This is a genomic window from Streptomyces sp. NPDC111802 (genome assembly GCF_055634335.1).
In genome coordinates, this window is the sequence record NZ_JBVKCZ010000044.1 from 1 (window position 1) to 15,986 (window position 15,986).

Consider the following 15,986-nt stretch of genomic DNA (forward strand, 5'->3'; position numbering starts at 1 on the left):
TCGAAACAAGTCCTGTTCAGAGAACCCTGAAAACCTGCAGTCCGTTCCTGCACAGCAGCCCCAGGCGTAGCAATTCAGCCTGACGCGGGTTCGGAGCCTCCATCAGTCGATTAGTCCAGGGTTTCAGCATCGTGCGAAATGTCGGGTGGCCCGGGGGAATCCCACCCCCGGCTCCCGCAGATCCGTGCGCCGAACCGCCGCACCCATCGGATGCGGCGCTCGCCGCGCCCCGAGCCTCCCTGGCTGAACTCCCGCCGAGTTCAGCCAGGGAGGCTCGGCAGCCTATGGCTATCAGTGGTTGTAGACGAGGTGGGCGATGCGTTCGGCGATCATGATCGTGGTGAGGTTGGTGACGCTGGAGGGCACGTACGGAATGATCGAGGTGTCCACGACACGCAGGGCGGCGATTCCGTGCACGGCTCCGCGGGAGTCGACGACGGCCTGAGGCGAATCGGCGGCACCCATGGGGGCGGTGGAGGTGGGGTGACCGTAGATGGAGAGGCTGGATTCGATCACCCGCGTCAGTTCCTCGGCGTCGTCGGGCAGTTCGCGCGGCATCAGAAGCCCGGCGAGCGACGGCGCGAGTGCCGGATCACGGGCCAGATCACGGGCGATTCGTACGCCTTCGAGCATGCGCCGGCGGTCGCGCTCGGTGCCGAGGTAGTTGTGGTCGATCAAGGGCTGGGCAAGCGGATCGCGGCCGGCGAGGCGCACCGTGCCCTGTGCCTCGGGGAGCACGAGAGCCGTGGACAGGGCGATGACGCCGCCGGCGGGCATGAACGGAGCCCCGTTGGGATGCACCGCGACGACGTTCAGGTCGAGTTCACCGTCCGCGGCCTCGCTGGAGGCGGTCCACAGCAGCGCGCCGAGGGCCGGAGCCATCTCCCCTCGCCCCGGGGCGAGTGCATAGACCGCGGGGCAGAAGGGGTGGTCTTGCAGGTGTTGTCCGACGGGTAGGTCGGCGAGGGACTCGATGCCGAGCGACGCCAGTTCGCCGGCGGGGCCGATGCCGGAGCGCAGCAGGATCGCCGCGCTTCCGTAGGTCCCGGCAGAGAGGATCACCTCGTCGGCATTGTGCACGGTCCCGTCGGCGGTGACCACTCCCGTCGCACTGCCACCGTCGAACAGGACCCGGTCGACGGTGACGGCACCGTGCACCGTGAGATTCGGGCGAGCGCGCACCTCAGCGGTGAGGTAGACCAGTGCGGTGTTCTGTCGGATCCCGTCGAGGACGTTGACCGCGAAGGCTCCGACGCCGTCCTGCTCGGCACCGTTGAAGTCGTTGATCCGCTTGTGGCCAAGGGCGACTGCGGCGTCGATGAAGCCACGATGCGCGGGGGTCAGCTCGGCGTCGGTCAGTTGGCGCACGGGCATCGGCCCGCTTCGCCCGTGAAACTCGTCCTCGCCGGTGGGGGTGTTTTCCAGGGCGCGGAAGTACGGCAGGACGTCGGCGAAGCTCCAGTCGTCAAGCCCGTTCTCGGCCCAGCGGGCGAAGTCGCGGGCGCGGGCGCGGAGGGCGGCGCCGGCGTTGACGGCGGAACTCCCGCCCATCACCTTGCCGCGCAGGGCGACCATTGAGGGGCTCAGTCGCCCGCCCCGTGAGGTGTATCCCCAGTCGTGATCGAGATCGGCGATGCGGTTGGCGTCGAGTAGAGCGTCGGGGAACTGGGTGGGGCCGTAGTCCGGCCCGGCCTCGAGCAGCACGACGCGCCGGGCGGGGTTCTCGCTCAGGCGCGCGGCGAGCACTGCACCGGCCGACCCGCCGCCGACGATCAGGACGTCGGCCGGTTCGACGGAGTGGGACAAGGTAGGACCCTTTCGATCTCGTTGGAGTTGGAGGGAGTGTCCCGGTGGCGAGCCGCCGCGGGCGACATCGGAACCGCGCTCACGGTGCGAACGTGAGCGTTGCCAGAACCACTTTCAGTTCCGGATGACACCCTTGTTGCGCATGAGGAAGTCGGCCAGGTAGCCATCGTGCGGTACCGAGGGATCCATCCAGTGGGTGTGCTGGCTTCCCAGGTACAGGTTGCTGATGGTCGGCTCGCCGAGCAGGCGGTCGATGAGCTGGGTGTCGTGGGTCATCGCGTTGAGTACGAGCGTGTTCTTCAACGGCTCCGTGCCGGCCTCGGGTGTCCACGGCGCGATCCACACGCAAGGGAACGGCAGTTCCACGCCTGCCTGCGGAGCGGCTGGATCGTCGAGTTGGTGGACGGCCGGCATCAGCGCGGCGCTCCCGTCCCCGAGTTCGCCCACGACGCCGTCGCCGCCGAGCCAAGTCCGGGCGCCCGCCGCCTTCTTGAGCAGGTGCGTTTCGATCGCCTTGGCGACCGCGACCGGCTGTACGGGGAGTACGGCCTTGTCGTCCTCGGGCGGCAAGGGGGTCGCGGCGGACAACCGCGCCGCGACCGCCTCGGCGAGCGGAGTCGGGTCGCCCTGCACGAAGATGGCTGTCGTGTTCACGCATCCGGTCCCGCCGTGGCCGCTCACGGATGAGACGATCACGTCCAGGTGGTCGCGCCAGTCCACGTCGGCCGTGATGAGGATCTTCGACCGACCCGGCCCCTGCGGCAGCACCGTCGCGGCCTCGCCGTACTTGCGGGTCACCTCTTCGCCGCCGTACACCATCCCCAGGTCGGCGCCGTGCAGGATGGCGTCGGCACCGGCGTGGTCGGTGGGCAGGAGCACCACCTGGTCGTCGGCGAATCCCGCGCTCCGCAGTGCCGCCACGAGCCGGTGCGGGGTGAAGGGATCGCGGCTCGACGGGCGGACCGCGACGCGGTAGCCCAGCGCCAGTGCCTCCGGCCAGATGCTGTGGGTGCCGGGGTGGTTGCCCGCGGCGTGCACGGCGAACACGTCTCCGCGCCGTGTCCACACCGAACGCCCGGTCCGCGTCAGCGGATCGCGCCAGTTGTCGACCGCCCCCCGCGGGCGCGCGTACTGGACGCTCGCATGAGCCTTCGCCACCCGCTCGGCGACCGTCGTGGTCGCCGTGACGACGGAGGAGATCGGGACGCCACCGACCCTGCTGACAGCGTGTTGGTACTCCTCGACGGTCAGGCCGTCGATCGTCGCGGTCGCGAAGAGCTTGGCCGCACGGATCATCGCGTCGGCCCGTTCGTCGGCCGGCATGATGCCGCCCCGGCGCAGCGCCGCCATGGTGCGGTTGACGTACAACGGCGGCACGAGGCTCAGTTCCGCGAGCGCAGTGCCTGCCACATCGGTGACCGTCTGTATGTTCCTGGAGCGGTAGGCACCCGTTGCACCGAGCGCGGGCAGGTCGATCATTAGTAAACCCCCTCGATGACGTCCTCGTCCTCGAAGACCGCGACCGTGGAGATGTCGGCGACCGAGTCCCCGACCAAGCCGTTCACCTGAGGAATCCGAGTGGCGAGGTCACGTTCCAGGTTGCTGGGCAGCAGGAAGGACTTGCTGATGTGGTTGACCAGCACCCGGCCCCGCTCTCCGTAGGGCACCGGCTCAAGGCTCTTCGGGTCGACGACCGTGAAGGTCACGTAGGGGGAGAACGAGTCGAAGACACACGGATCGTCGACGGAGATCCCGGCGCGCTCGCCCGCGACCCCGATGATCATCGTGCTTCCGTACTCGCCGCACAGCGCGACCTCGGGGAACACCTCGGTCTTGAACAGGTGCCGGGAGTCGGCGTCCATCTGAGTGCCTCCCCACCTGATGCACTTCACCCGCTCGTTCACCAGGGCGACCAGCTTCTCGTCCCTGGCCAGCCGTTCCAGCAGCGGGGGCGTGATGGTGAGCAGGCCGATGTCCTGCGTCCGCAGGATGTCGGCGGCCTGGTCGATGAGGTGCTGGCCGTAGGCGTCGACCTGCCCGAACTGACGGTCGGCGATGAGCCGCTTCACCCAGCGCGGATCGAGGTCGATCGTGAAGCCGTGGCGGCCGTGCGTCACGGCGTGCTGCCGGAACAGGGTGCCCACGACGTGCGGCCCGGTCGGGATGACTCCCAGCCAGTTCCCTCCGCGCGGCACGCCGTGGCGGTCCAGGTTCGCGTTGCTCCAGCTCACCATGCGGTCAAGCCAGTCCCGCATCAGAACGACCCGCTTCGGAGCGCCGGTGGTGCCGCCGCTTTCGAAGAACCCGACCACGTCGGGCTGATTTCCGTATCCCCTGGGAATCAGGTCCTCGCCACGGACGTCACGAAGCTCCGCGGCCAGGTTCGGGAAGAGCCGGAGGTCCGCGTGCGTCTTGACATCGGCTCGCGGATCGAAGCCGAGAGTAGCGGCTCGGTCCAGCCAGAACTTGCAGCCGGTCTCGGGATTGAAGTGCCACTCCATGGCGGCGCGGACGAACTCGTCCGGATCGGGCTGGACGTCGAACGGAAGATCCAGGATCTGGTCTGCGGTAAGAGGCATTGTCTCTTCCTCATGGAAAGGGTCGGGTGTGTCCGGGCACGACGACGATGCCGCCGAAGCCGTGAAAGGCGGTGAGCGCCAGGAGGGTTTGTCGAAGGAGCGGGACTACGGTTGCAGTCGGCTCGTACGCCACTCGAGCGAGTCGCGGTCATAGCGCAGCCTGCGGTGCAGCCGGTCCGAGCTCGCGGACCAGAATTCGACGACGTCGGGCTGCAGCCGGTAGCCGACGAAGAACTCCGGCCGTGGCTGGGGCTCCCCGGTCAGTTCCAGGCTGCGTGCCCTGGCGCGCAGAGCCTCGACGTCCTCCAGCGGCTCGCTCTGCTCGGTGACCGTCGACATGGCGTGCAACGGAATCGGCCGGGCGGACCACAGGGCGTCCGACTCGGCGTCGGGCAGTGGCACGACCGGACCGGAGACGATGATCTGCTGACCGGTCTCTCGCCAGTACAGCAAACCCGACGCCCACCCCGTAGCAGCGAGTTCGCGTCCCTTCTGGCTGCAGCTGTGGCTGGTGAACACCAGACCGAGGTCGGTGACATCGGTGATGGCGACTATCCGGTTGGAGGCGCGGCCGCGGGAGTCCGCAGTGGCCAGCGCCAGCGCGCTGGGCTCGCGGACTCCGATTTCCCGTGCCTCGGAAAGCCAGCTACGCACCAGCTGGAGAGGCTCCGACGGCGGCTGGTCGTACTCGGGGAAGGGGAGGTCGACCTTCCCGCTGAGGGACTCGTATCCACTCGCGTCCATGAAAGGCCCCCCGCTAGACATTGATTGTTCCCTCGGCAACCATGACGGCGTGCCCGCCGACGTGGACCGAGCTGATTGACTCGCCGACCCCTTCGGCGGTCGCCCTCATGACCGACGGGCGTCCCATTTCCACTCCCTGGGTAATTTCGATCTCCTGCCCGTACTCGGCGAACCCGTGTCTGGCCAGGTGAATCGCGAGAGGCCCGGCAGCGGAACCGGTCGCCGCGTCCTCGACCACGCCGTAGGCGGGGGAGAACATCCGCGTCCGCCAACCCCCGTATGCCTTGGCGAAGCAGTTGGCGGCCATGTCGGGGAAGCGCGAGAGGGCGCGATGATCCGGGTGGAGAGCGGAAAGCGCCTCGACGTCGCTCAACCCCACGAACACGTGACGCGGCCCGTTGTGGTAGATCTCGACCGGGGCCGTCGATGACTCGACCCCGAGTGCGGCCAGGAGTTCCGTGGCGAGATCGTAGGGCTTCGAACTGGGAACCGGCTGCTCCATCTGGACCCACGCGGCGCCGTCGCGGGTGCCCAGCTCGAACGGGATAGCACCCATCGCGGTCTCCAGCAGCAGCCTGTCGCGTCCCCAGGTCCGACCGAGCGCGAAGGCTGTGCCGAGCATCGGGTGCCCGGCGAACGGCAGTTCGTTCACCGGGGTGAAGATCCTGATCCGTGCGTCGCCGTCTTGCTCGGCCGGCAGCACGAAGGTGACCTCGGAGAGGTTCATCTCCTTCGCGATGCGTTGCATCGTCTCACCGGTCAGATCCTCGCTGTCGAAGAAGACGGCGACCGGGTTGCCCAGCAGGGGCTCGCTGGCAAAAGCGTCTACGACCATGTATCGGTGCATTACCTGCGCTCCAGGGCTTGTGCCGGTACCGAGGGCCCGGCGGAGAAGGCGAGGCCGAGCGAGTCGATCCCCTCGGCCACCGCTGCGACGTCGAAGCCGGCGCGGTGGTCGGGTGCGTACCCGATCAGCTCGGCCGCCCGGTTGGGGGGCAGCTGCTGATCTGCCGGAACGTCCGAGTCCCACCACATGACCGCGCCCCAACGGCCGCGTTCACGGTCGGCGATCCACAGCTTCAGGCGCAGTCCCTTGACCTCGTGCCACGGCTCGACGGAGCCGTCACGAAGATCCTTCTCCAGGGATTCGATGGTCTGGTGGGACCTGGCCAGGTCCCACCAGACGACATCCACTCTCATCGGCCGAGCACCCCCTGTATCGCCTCTTTGATGATGCGCGGGCCGTCGACGGTGAGCACCGACTCGGCGTGGAACTGCATCGAGGCGAAGCCCGGCCCGCGTAGCGCGTTCACCTCGCCGGTCTCCGGGTCTCGGCTCACCTCGACCACGCCGATCCCTTCGGCGGTTCGCTCGCTCACCGCGCTGTGCGCGGCGAACGTGTTGTAGAAGCCCACTCGTTCGGGCACGCCGAACAGTTCGATCTCACGCTGTACGCCCTGGTTGGGTACCTCGCGGCGGTGCAGCTCGAAGCCGAGCCTCGTGCTGAGCACCTGATGGCTCAGGCACACGGCCAGCATCGGCCGGCGACTCGCCAGCGCGGTGTCGATCGACTGCCGCAGCTTGGCGATCTTGGGGTGGGAGGTCATCCGCGGATCTCCCGGACCGGGACCGAAGACCGTCAGGTCGTAGGCCGCGACGTCGTACGGCTCGTCGAAGCGGCGGACCTCCACGGACAACCCCAGTGACCGCAACTGCTGGTCGAGCATCGCGGTGAAGGTGTCCTCCGCGTCCACGACCAGTGCCGTCATGCCGTCCAGCGAGGCTCCGGCCGACGGGCGGTCATCCTTGTCCCGGAGCCAGAAGTCCGCGATCCCCTCGTTGCGGCGCTCCAGGGCGGCGCGGACCTCCGGGTCGGCCCCGTAGCCGGATGAACGGTCGGACTTGAGCGCGTTGAGCAGGGTCGCCAGCTTGACGTGGGTCTCGGCGGCCTCAGCCATCGGGTCGGAGTGGCGCACCAGTGTGGCCCCCACGGAAATGTTCATCCGGCCGCCGGGATCGATGTCGGCCGTCCGGATCAAGATCGCCGAGTCAAGTGTCTGCTGTCCGGCCGCGTCCCGTCCGATCAGCGCGGCGACCCCGCTGTAGTAGCCGCGTCCTTTCGGCTCGTAGCGCGAGATGACCTTGGCGGCGCTCTCCAGCGGGCTTCCGGTGACGGTCGGGGCGAACATCGTCTCGTGCAGGACCTCGCGCACATCGCGGCTGGTCCTGCCTTCGATCAGGTATTCGGTGTGCGCCAGCCGCGCCATTTCCTTCAGGTACGGCCCGTGGACGCGCCCCCCGTCATCGCACAGCCGGGCCATCATCTTCAGTTCCTCGTCGAGGACCATGTAGAGCTCGTCGGTCTCCTTGGTGTCGGCGAGGAACTCCATGACCCCCTGCAAGGTGGGGCCGCCGGACGGATACCGGTACGTGCCGCTGATCGGGTTCATGACGGCCGTGCCGCCGGTGAGCGAGACGTGGCGCTCCGGTGTCGCACCGACGAGAGTGTTGCGGCCGGTGTGGATGATGAAGGTCCAGTAGGCCTTCTCCTCGCGCTCCAACAGCCGCCGGAAGAACGACAGGGCGCTGGTCAGCGAGTAGTCGCCGATGTCCGCGACGAACGAGCGCTTCATCACGAAGTTGGCACCCTCGCCGGTGCCGATCTCCTCGGTGACGATCTGACGCACCATCTGCGCATAGGCGGCGTCGTCCATGTCGAAGTGACCGTCGGTCAATTCTGTCGGGACCTGCGGGAAGCCGGCGAGCGCTTCGGCGACCGGCACCGTGTCGCGAGCGGTGAGGCTCATCGCGAGCAGGGGCGTGGCGTCGTCCCACGCGGCGAAGCCGCGGTCGGCCAGCTGCCGGTAGGGGACGAGCACCAGCGTGTCGAGCGTGGGACCCGGCCCGGAGTCGTCGGCCAACGGGATGTCGTCCAGCGACTTGTACTCGGTCACCTGGCCGGTCAGGACGTCCAGCGTGCCGGGGGAGCCGCTTTCGGGACGGTGGATGATCGCGAAGGCGGGTAGTTCCAGCGCGAGAACCTGCTCAAGCAAAGCGCTCATGCGAGCACGTCCTCGGTTCGGACCACCATGGCGCAGCACCGTGCCGCGTATTCGAGGGTCATCTTGTGGCGGTCTTCGGAGAAGTCGCCGAGCGCGTCGGCGACCAGGAAGGGCTGGATGTCGTTGGAGAACGCCTCCAAAGCGGTCGACAGCACACCGATGTGCGCGTAGACGCCGCAAATGATCAACTGGTCACGCTGTAGCGCGCGCATGCGCTGCAGCAGCTCCGACCCGAAGAACGCGCTGTAGCGCCATTTCGTGCTCACCCAGTCGTCCGCGTCGGGTTCGATTCCGGGAACGACCGCGCGTTCGGTCTCGTCAGTGCGCATGCCGGGCCCCCAGAAGTCCTTCAGGAGCCCACGCTGCCGGTCCGTCATCCCGCCGGGCTGGGCGGTGTAGGCCACCGGCACCCCCAGCGCTCCGCAGCGCTTCTTGAGGTCGGCGATGTTACTCACCAATTCGCTGCGCATGCCGTCCTCAAAGGGCTTGAGGAAATAGCTCTGCATGTCGTGGATGAGGAGCACCGCCCGATCCGGGTCGACGGTCCAGCGCACGGTGTTTTCCGGCAGCGCATCCCTCGGCGGCAGTCTGTAAGGCGCGATCGGCGGTATTCCCGTCATCACAAGGCTCCCTCTCTAGGAATCTCAGTACTCGGACCACGCCGAGACCACCTTGATGGCCTGGGGGGTGTTGAGTCGCGGATCACACAGGCTGGTGACGGGGCCCGACCCCAGCTCGGCCGTGTCCAGCACGCACTCGGTCACGTCGTCGGGGGTCGCCTCGAGGTGAAGCCCCCCGGCCGGAACCCCCGCCAGGTCCAGGACCCGCCGGAAGCCGCGGACTTCCCGGGCGACGGTTTCCACGAGCCGGTACTTGGTGCCGTCAGCCGCGCAATCGGTGTTCCCGTGCATCGGGTCGCTGAGCCAGATCACCGGGTGCCCGGCCGACTGCACAGCCTCGACGAGCCGGGGCAGCCTGTCAGCGACGAGGTCGGCGCCCATGCGCACGATGAGTGAAAGCCGGCCCGGCTCCCGCTCCGGGTCCAACCGGTCGCACAGCTCGACGATCTCGCCGGCGGTCATTGACGGGCCGACCTTGCAGGCAACCGGGTTGGCCACCTGGGCGAGCAGTGCGACGTGCGGGCCGTCGATCTGCCGGGTCCGCTCGCCGATCCACGGCCAGTGGGTGGAGCTGAGCAGGTGCCGACCGCCGTCGAGCTCTCGGAGCATCGACATCTCATAGTCCAGGAGCAGCGCTTCATGGCTGGTCCAGACAACAGGCCCGTCAAGCCGAGGTGCTGACCCGACCCACCCGAGCCGCGTCGTGATCTCCCGCGCCGCCATGTAGCCCGTGAGCATGCGCAGTGGATCGGGGCGCCTGCTCTCGTGGGTGGGCTCCGGCCCGTTGATCATGTGCCCGAAGAAGGACGGCAGTTCGTCATCGCCGAGTTTTTCGACCTGGCTGGAGCGGGGCTTGCAGAACTGCCCCGCGATCCGCCCGACCCGCAGCGTCTGCTTGCCGGTGGCGGTCTCCAGGTTCTGGGCGAGCAGGTCGATGAGTCCGGTCTTGCCTTGAATGTGCCCAGCGGTGCACTCGGCTGGGTCCTCCGCACAGTCCCCGGCCTGGAGCACCTGCATCTCGCCGGTGGCGACGCGGGCCAGGCGGGAGCGGAGGTTCTCTACCTGCGCCGCGGTCACCAGCGGTGTGACGGATGACAGCATCGCTCGTACGAGCTCGACCTGTGAGGGATTGTCCCATTCGGGCTGATGGCGCGCCTGGGACCTCTCGATGTCGGCAAGGATGTTACCCATAACGACCTTCTCCATTGATTGATAAGAAGACGCCCGGCGAAAGGCGTTCAGGTCGGTATGTCGGCCCGCTTGACCTGGGGGACGGCGATGCCCAGAGCCCTGAACTGCTGGCAGGGGTTCATGAACTCGCGCTGGCGCTTGATCTTCCCGTTCTCGAACAGGAAGGAGTGCAGGAAGTGATTGCGGTAGTGGCCGTCGGGATAGTCGGGGAAGCGGATCGTTCCCTCGCCGTCGCATTCGACCCAAAACTGGTTGGGGTCCTGCGTGTCGAAGATCTCGATGTTCGTCCAGACCCAGTCGGGGAAGCACTTGAGCGACCATTGGCCGTGGTCACCCAGTCGGTCCCTGCCCGTGATGACGATCGGCTGCCCAGTTTCGGTTGTCCAGAGACCACCGGTGCCGTCTTCGGTGAACAGAAGATGCCGACGCAGGCGATCCTCCCCGCGGGTATTCATGTACTGTTCAACAATGGCACGGTTGCTCGCTCGCAGTTCCGCTTCGCCGCGGGACCTCGACAGCGTATCGGTGGTTTCAGCGGTGCCGGTGATGTCGACCATTGGCTCTTCCTGTAGTGCCGAAGTAAAGCGGGATCACCGCGCGCACAAGGGCAGGCAGAAACAACCAGTCATGACGACGCCGAAAGCGCACAGTCATGCATTGGTTCACGGATTTCTGTTGAGCCCCCCTCCCGCGCACGGCGGGTAGGGCGGAATCTTGTTCATACCCTGGCTGGTTCGGGAAGCCGATTACCGCTGTCTGATCGAAAAATTCCAGCCAGTATCACCGTCTGAGGGATCTGCTCCATGGCGGGCGTGACTCTGCCTGAACACTCGTAACACGATCTTGTGGCTGTGGACTGGTGGGCCGTGTCCGGTGTGAGGATTCGTCCGTTGTGGTGGTGTGGGTGCACCGTGGATGGTCGATGACGAGCTGTGGGCGCTGATCGAGCCGGTCCTGCCGCCGTGGCCGGAGCGCTCCCCGGGACCTCGGCCGGTGGACGACCGGCTGTGCCTGCAGGGGATCCTGTTCGTGCTGTTCACGGGCATCACGTGGCAGCAGTTGCCGCCTGAACTGGGCTTCGGCTCGGGGCAGACCTGCTGGCGCCGGCTGTGCCGGTGGACGGAAGCGGGAGTGTTCGACCAGGTCCACCGGGTCCTGCTCACGGAGTTGAAGGCGGCCCGGCGGATCGACTGGACGCGAGCCTGCGGGGACTCCTCCCACGTGCGCGTGAAAAGGGGGGTGCCGGGGTCGATCCGTCGCCGGTCGATCGCGGCAAGTCGGGCAGCGAACACCAATTGATCCGCGACGGCAGCGGCACGCCGTTGGAAGTGATCACGACCGGCGGCAAGGTCCCCGACATCACCGAGGCACGCGCGCGCCCTGGTTGGTGGCGTCCCTGTCCCCGGCCGGCCGACCGGGTCGGCCACGCAAGCGGCCCGAGTCCCTTTCCGGTGACAAGGGTGACGACAGTCGGCACGTCCGACGCGAGCTGACCCGGCGTCGGGTCCTGCCTGTCATCTCCCGTCGAGGCGAGCCGGGCTTCCGCGGCTTCGGCAAGCTCCGCTACGTCATCGAGCGGACCTTCGCCCCGCTCCACCAGTTCAAGCGCCTCGCCACCCGCTGGGAACGACGCCTCGACCTCCACGACTCACTCGTCTCCCTCGCATGCGCCCTCATCTACTGGCGAAGGATCAACAAGCCGACACCATGATCGTGTTACGAGCTCTGAGCCCCGATTCACCGATCGGGGCTCAGAGCGACGGTCAGCCGACCGTCCGGGAGTCGGCCCGCCTGCCGGCCTGCACTCCTGTCCCCTCTATGAGGGACGCCCGCGACCACTACTACCGGCAGCCCGGAGCTCCTGATCGGCACCGGTGCCCGGACACGTGCCGTCGGCGTGGCCGTCGGCACGCGCTGGAGCCTCGCATCCGACGTGAATTTCGGCCACGCGAGCCGCGCTCGATGGAACGAACAAGCCAATACGTGCGCCACGTGCGGTGGCCAAACCTATGGGGCACTTATGTTCGCGGTGCGCTGCGCACCCCACACTTCGATGATTTCCAAATCGAAGGATTCGGGAAACTAACGCCCGAGCATCGGCCGCGATCACCCATATCTTGCATGACATACCCCACACAAGACACTTTGCCCAACCAGAAGGAATTCCAGTGAAGCGTATTGGTGAACATGCGGTGGTGCTGGGAGCGAGTATCTCGGGTCTACTTGCCGCCCGGGTGCTCTCCGAGGCATTCGACCGGGTAACGGTGGTGGAGCGTGACCAGCTGCCGGAGGGGCAGCGGACGCAGCGGCGAGGTGTGCCGCAGGGCCGCCACGCTCATGGCCTGCTCTCCAAGGGTGCGAAGATCTTCGAGGAGCTGTTCCCCGGGATACTCGACGACTTCGTTGCCGGTGGCGCGCCCGTCATCGACGGACCTGCCGAGCTGCGGATGAGCTTGGGCGGGCACTTGTTGTGCATGGACGGCGAGTACGCCGATCTGTCCCGCACCTACCAGCCGAGCCGGCCGCATTTGGAGAGTCGGCTCCGCGCCCGGATCGGGGATCTTGCGAAGATCAAGCTCATCGACGAGTGCCAGGTCACCGGCCTCGAGACCACCTCGGACAATGGCGCTGTCACCGGTGTGCGTGTCAGGTACGTGGGCAGCGGCTCCGAGGATGTGATCCCCGCCGATCTGGTGGTGGACGCGACCGGCCGGTCCGGACGGACCACCAAGTGGCTGGTCGAGATGGGATACGAGCCGCCGGTCGAGGAGCGTATCGACGTCGACATCATGTACACCAGCCGGTATCTGCGGCCGGCCCCTGGTTCGATGGGCCGTGAGAAGGTCGTGATCATCGGGCACGCACCGGGGAGCCCCAAGGGCGCGGAATTCCTGGAGGAAGAGGACGGCCGCTGGGTCCTGACGCTGATCGGTTACCGCGACCACCATCCGCCGACCGACCCTGCCGGGTGGGTGGAGTTCGCCAGGCCGTTGGTTCCCGAACACGTCTTCGCGGCGATCCGCGACGCTGAGCCGCTCAGCGAGATTTCCGCGCACCGGTTCCCGGCGAGCGTGCGCCGTCGCTATGAGAAGCTGACCCGATTCCCGCGCAGGCTGCTGGTGGTGGGCGATGCGATATCCAGCTTCAACCCCATCTACGCCCAGGGGATGACGGTGGCTTCGCTCCAGGCGATGGCGCTGCGTGACTCGCTGAGCGGTGACCTGGATCAGGTCGGGCAACGATTCTTCCGCAAGGCCGCCAAACCCATCGGCGTCGCCTGGAAGATGGCGACCGGCAGTGACCTGGCCCTGCCTCAGATCGAAGGCCCGAGGCCGCTTCCCGTGCGGCTCATCAACTCCTACATGGACAAGGTGCTCGCCGCAGCCGAGACGGACATGGTCGTGGCCGAGAAATTCCTGAAAGTCCAGTACTTGCTTGAACCGCCGACAGCATTGTGCACCCCGGGCATCATGTGGCGCGTTTTGACGGGAAATCGCCGACGGCGCTTCCCGGCACACACCAGCTAATGGAGGTAACCAAATGCCCGTCTCCATCGCCGACAAAATCCTTCGGCTCTCCCTGACCACCTTCCCGTTCATCGATGCGTCGCAGTTCTTTCCGGCGCTCTCAACGTACAAGGTTGACAGGGCCTTCGATCTCACCGAGTTCGAGGAGGCCATGAAGCACTTCTTCCGGGGGAATCCGCTCTTCTCCAAGTGCCACCTGGTGGAGCTGACCTTCGACACTCCTGAGGATTTCCCCCTCTCGTCCTTCCAGGGGCTCCTCGCGGAAAGGTACGAAAGCTACTACGACAGCTTCCTGCTCGCCTCCGTCACCTATCGCTCCGATCCGCACCTGCAGGGAATCTTTACGTGTATTCCGTTTCCGCTGCAGGACGGATACAAGGTCTTCCGATTCCACCAGGCGCTGATGAAGACCCTGAAGACTCGGCAGGACGGCTTCCAGATCGCCCAAGGTCTCGCAGAGTTGGAGATCCGGGCTGATGAGCTGGCAGACTTCTTGCCGCCCGCTCAGACTTCGCCCTCCGGTGCGAGCAAAGAACTGCCCGTCACGTTCACCGAAGGCTCTGCCTCGCCGGTCAAGATCGGCCCCTTCATGGAAAAAATGAAGGCGGATTTCCTTGACCGCGACAGCGCAAACATGTTCGTCCTCAAGAACAGTCTCTACTCGCCGAAGCTGCCCCTTGGCAACACGCTTCGGTTTCTGACGGTGCCGCGAAGCGTCATCGCGCAAAGCACGGGAATCCAGATCCGTGACTACTATCGCGCCGAGGAGCAACGGCAGATAGACGCACTGTCTGGCGTCGAGCGGCGAGAAGACTTCATTGAAGCCGGCCAGGCCAGAATCGGGAAGATGATTGCCACGCCTGACGTCTTTGCCGTCAACAACTACGGCAATGTATCGGCGCACGACGGCTCGGACGCCGATGCGGACCAGGGCACGCTCGTGAAGTACGAGTGGCATATGCCGCTCATCGTGTTGGGACTTACCGTGGGCGAGAGGTCCGGCCTCTCGTGGACGATCACCATTCGCGACAAGGCGTTCAACTTCGCGACGGTCCGAACGTCTTCCCAGGATGACACCGTCAAGGCGGCTACCGGAGGCGAGCCGGCAACGTCCGTCGCGTGATCCGCCGGTGTGCCGCTAGTATCTGCAGCCAAGAAAGCGGCGGTGACGTGCAAGAACGGGGGGTCTGAGGCTCGGCCTCAGAGTAAATGACTCGACTATTTGTGAAAGACTCGAAGATTTCACGAATAGTCAGGGCCCGCTCGTCTTCTATCAGTCGGGTGGCCAGGGGCTCGCGCTCCTGGCCACCCGACCGCGTCCCTGCCCCCGTCGCACACATGGAAACGTACCCAGTGGACGCACCGAGCGGTCCGCAACGTTGCCACGAACAAACCCGAGAGGCCTTCGGATGAGTAGCCCCGCCCTGCAGACGTTAACCCTCGCCGACGACCTGAGCGTCACTCGGATGGGATACGGCGCGATGCAGCTGACCGGTCCCGGTGTCTTCGGCCCGCCCAGGGATCGCACTCGGGCGATCGCCGTGCTGCGCGCAGCGGTCGAGCTCGGCATCACCCACATCGACACCAGCGACTTCTACGGGCCGACTGTCGTCAACAAACTGATCAAGGAGGCCCTGCACCCCTACCCGGCCGGTCTGCACATCGTCACCAAGGTCGGCGTCCGCCGCAGCGCCACCGGCGGCTGGATCACCTCCCTGGACCCCGCCGACCTCAAGGCCCAGGTCCACGAGAATCTCCGGCATCTCGGCCTGGAGACCCTGGACGTGGTCAACCTGCGCACGGCCGCATTCGACGGTGACGGGTCCTCCATCGCCGAGCCGTTCGCCGCCTTGGCCGGCCTGCGGGAGCAGGGCCTGATCCGTCACCTCGGCCTCAGCGGGATCACCGATGCCCAGCTCACCGAGGCCCAGGCCATCGCTCCCGTGGTCACCGTGCAGAACCGGTACAACCTGGTCGACCGCGCCGACGACGACCTCGTCGACCGCTGCGCCGCGGAGAACATCGCCTACGCCGCGTTCTTCCCCCTCGGCGGCGGATTCGACCCACTGCGGTCACGGATCCTGCGCGACGTCGCCCGCCGCCTCGACGCCTCCGAGCAGCAGGTGGCGCTCGCCTGGCTGCTGCAGCGCTCGCCGTCGACGGTGCTGATCCCGGGAACCTCCCGCGTCGCTCACCTGCGGGAGAACATCGCCGCGGCTGACCTGCAACTGCCCGACGAGGCGATCGCCGAACTCAACACCATCGGGCAGTGACCCTGTGGGCCCTTATTCCGGCGCAGGGCATTGGCAGGGCTTCGGCGTAGTCGGGATGCGTCCTGGGAACAGCAGGTTGTTCACGGTGGCCACCTTGATCCGGCGGATCTCCGCGCGGCCGTGGCCCGTGCCCCGGACCCGGCCCTGGAGCGGGATGTCCTTCCAGGGAAGGGACTTGAGCTGC

13 protein-coding genes and 1 pseudogene are annotated in these 15,986 nt (G+C 66.7%); 4 read left to right on the forward strand and 10 right to left on the reverse strand.

Annotated elements, in window-relative coordinates; genetic code table 11:
• Nucleotides 1–291: 291 nt before the first annotated feature.
• From ACZ7NC_RS35615 to ACZ7NC_RS35660, 10 genes are all read right to left on the reverse strand, one after another.
• Nucleotides 292–1,806 carry a GMC family oxidoreductase gene (locus ACZ7NC_RS35615; protein ID WP_471494598.1) on the reverse strand — a complete coding sequence of 505 codons (1,515 nt, stop codon included), beginning with the start codon at nt 1,804–1,806 and terminating at the stop codon, nt 292–294.
• Nucleotides 1,807–1,920: 114 nt separating this feature from the next.
• Complete coding sequence (locus tag ACZ7NC_RS35620; protein WP_471494600.1) at nt 1,921–3,285, reverse strand: aldehyde dehydrogenase family protein; 1,365 nt, start codon at nt 3,283–3,285, stop codon at nt 1,921–1,923.
• Nucleotides 3,285–4,385: a phenylacetate--CoA ligase family protein gene (locus ACZ7NC_RS35625; RefSeq protein WP_471494602.1), complete on the reverse strand. Its 1,101-nt coding sequence runs from the start codon at nt 4,383–4,385 to the stop codon at nt 3,285–3,287. Before ACZ7NC_RS35625 ends, ACZ7NC_RS35620 begins: the two co-directional genes overlap by 1 nt.
• Nucleotides 4,386–4,490: 105 nt before the next feature.
• On the reverse strand, nt 4,491–5,129 hold the full coding sequence (phzG, locus tag ACZ7NC_RS35630; protein ID WP_471494604.1) for a phenazine biosynthesis FMN-dependent oxidase PhzG: 639 nt from the start codon (nt 5,127–5,129) through the stop codon (nt 4,491–4,493).
• A 13-nt stretch (nt 5,130–5,142) separates the two neighbouring features.
• Nucleotides 5,143–5,964 carry a PhzF family phenazine biosynthesis protein gene (locus ACZ7NC_RS35635; RefSeq protein WP_471494606.1) on the reverse strand — a complete coding sequence of 274 codons (822 nt, stop codon included), beginning with the start codon at nt 5,962–5,964 and terminating at the stop codon, nt 5,143–5,145.
• 11 nt (nt 5,965–5,975) lie between these two features.
• Nucleotides 5,976–6,329 carry a hypothetical protein gene (locus ACZ7NC_RS35640; protein ID WP_471494608.1) on the reverse strand — a complete coding sequence of 118 codons (354 nt, stop codon included), beginning with the start codon at nt 6,327–6,329 and terminating at the stop codon, nt 5,976–5,978.
• A complete protein-coding gene (locus tag ACZ7NC_RS35645; RefSeq protein WP_471494610.1) occupies nt 6,326–8,191 on the reverse strand; it encodes an anthranilate synthase family protein in 1,866 nt (621 codons plus the stop codon). Before ACZ7NC_RS35645 ends, ACZ7NC_RS35640 begins: the two co-directional genes overlap by 4 nt.
• Nucleotides 8,188–8,811 carry an isochorismatase family protein gene (locus tag ACZ7NC_RS35650; RefSeq protein ID WP_471494612.1) on the reverse strand — a complete coding sequence of 208 codons (624 nt, stop codon included), beginning with the start codon at nt 8,809–8,811 and terminating at the stop codon, nt 8,188–8,190. Before ACZ7NC_RS35650 ends, ACZ7NC_RS35645 begins: the two co-directional genes overlap by 4 nt.
• Nucleotides 8,812–8,835: 24 nt before the next feature.
• Nucleotides 8,836–10,002 (reverse strand): 3-deoxy-7-phosphoheptulonate synthase, encoded by a 1,167-nt coding sequence (locus tag ACZ7NC_RS35655; RefSeq protein ID WP_471494614.1) that lies wholly within the window; start codon nt 10,000–10,002, stop codon nt 8,836–8,838.
• Nucleotides 10,003–10,049: 47 nt separating this feature from the next.
• Nucleotides 10,050–10,559: a PhzA/PhzB family protein gene (locus ACZ7NC_RS35660; RefSeq protein WP_471494616.1), complete on the reverse strand. Its 510-nt coding sequence runs from the start codon at nt 10,557–10,559 to the stop codon at nt 10,050–10,052.
• A gap of 358 nt (nt 10,560–10,917) precedes the next feature.
• Between ACZ7NC_RS35660 and ACZ7NC_RS35665 the strand changes: the two are divergent.
• The 4 genes and pseudogenes from ACZ7NC_RS35665 (at nt 10,918) to ACZ7NC_RS35680 (ending at nt 15,802) form a co-directional block, all read left to right on the forward strand.
• Nucleotides 10,918–11,713 (forward strand): annotated as a pseudogene (locus ACZ7NC_RS35665) (IS5 family transposase).
• A gap of 406 nt (nt 11,714–12,119) precedes the next feature.
• Nucleotides 12,120–13,529, forward strand: coding sequence for an FAD-dependent oxidoreductase (locus ACZ7NC_RS35670; protein WP_471494618.1), 1,410 nt, complete (start codon nt 12,120–12,122; stop codon nt 13,527–13,529).
• Nucleotides 13,530–13,542: 13 nt separating this feature from the next.
• Nucleotides 13,543–14,652, forward strand: a complete 1,110-nt coding sequence (locus ACZ7NC_RS35675) for a hypothetical protein (protein ID WP_471494620.1) — start codon at nt 13,543–13,545, stop codon at nt 14,650–14,652.
• A gap of 286 nt (nt 14,653–14,938) precedes the next feature.
• Entirely contained in the window at nt 14,939–15,802 is an 864-nt protein-coding gene (locus ACZ7NC_RS35680) for an oxidoreductase (RefSeq protein WP_471494622.1), read from the forward strand.
• The last annotated feature ends 184 nt before the right edge of the window (nt 15,803–15,986 follow it).

Bases quoted from the DNA above. Each gene is read 5' to 3' on its own strand.
- ACZ7NC_RS35620 (WP_471494600.1), bottom strand. From the start codon at position 3,285: ATGATCGACCTGCCCGCGCTCGGTGCAACGGGTGCCTACCGCTCCAGG.
- ACZ7NC_RS35625 (WP_471494602.1), bottom strand. From the start codon at position 4,385: ATGCCTCTTACCGCAGACCAGATCCTGGATCTTCCGTTCGACGTCCAG.
- phzG (WP_471494604.1), bottom strand. From the start codon at position 5,129: ATGGACGCGAGTGGATACGAGTCCCTCAGCGGGAAGGTCGACCTCCCC.
- ACZ7NC_RS35635 (WP_471494606.1), bottom strand. From the start codon at position 5,964: ATGGTCGTAGACGCTTTTGCCAGCGAGCCCCTGCTGGGCAACCCGGTC.
- ACZ7NC_RS35640 (WP_471494608.1), bottom strand. From the start codon at position 6,329: ATGAGAGTGGATGTCGTCTGGTGGGACCTGGCCAGGTCCCACCAGACC.
- ACZ7NC_RS35645 (WP_471494610.1), bottom strand. From the start codon at position 8,191: ATGAGCGCTTTGCTTGAGCAGGTTCTCGCGCTGGAACTACCCGCCTTC.
- ACZ7NC_RS35650 (WP_471494612.1), bottom strand. From the start codon at position 8,811: ATGACGGGAATACCGCCGATCGCGCCTTACAGACTGCCGCCGAGGGAT.
- ACZ7NC_RS35655 (WP_471494614.1), bottom strand. From the start codon at position 10,002: ATGGGTAACATCCTTGCCGACATCGAGAGGTCCCAGGCGCGCCATCAG.
- ACZ7NC_RS35660 (WP_471494616.1), bottom strand. From the start codon at position 10,559: ATGGTCGACATCACCGGCACCGCTGAAACCACCGATACGCTGTCGAGG.
- ACZ7NC_RS35675 (WP_471494620.1), top strand. From the start codon at position 13,543: ATGCCCGTCTCCATCGCCGACAAAATCCTTCGGCTCTCCCTGACCACC.
- ACZ7NC_RS35680 (WP_471494622.1), top strand. From the start codon at position 14,939: ATGAGTAGCCCCGCCCTGCAGACGTTAACCCTCGCCGACGACCTGAGC.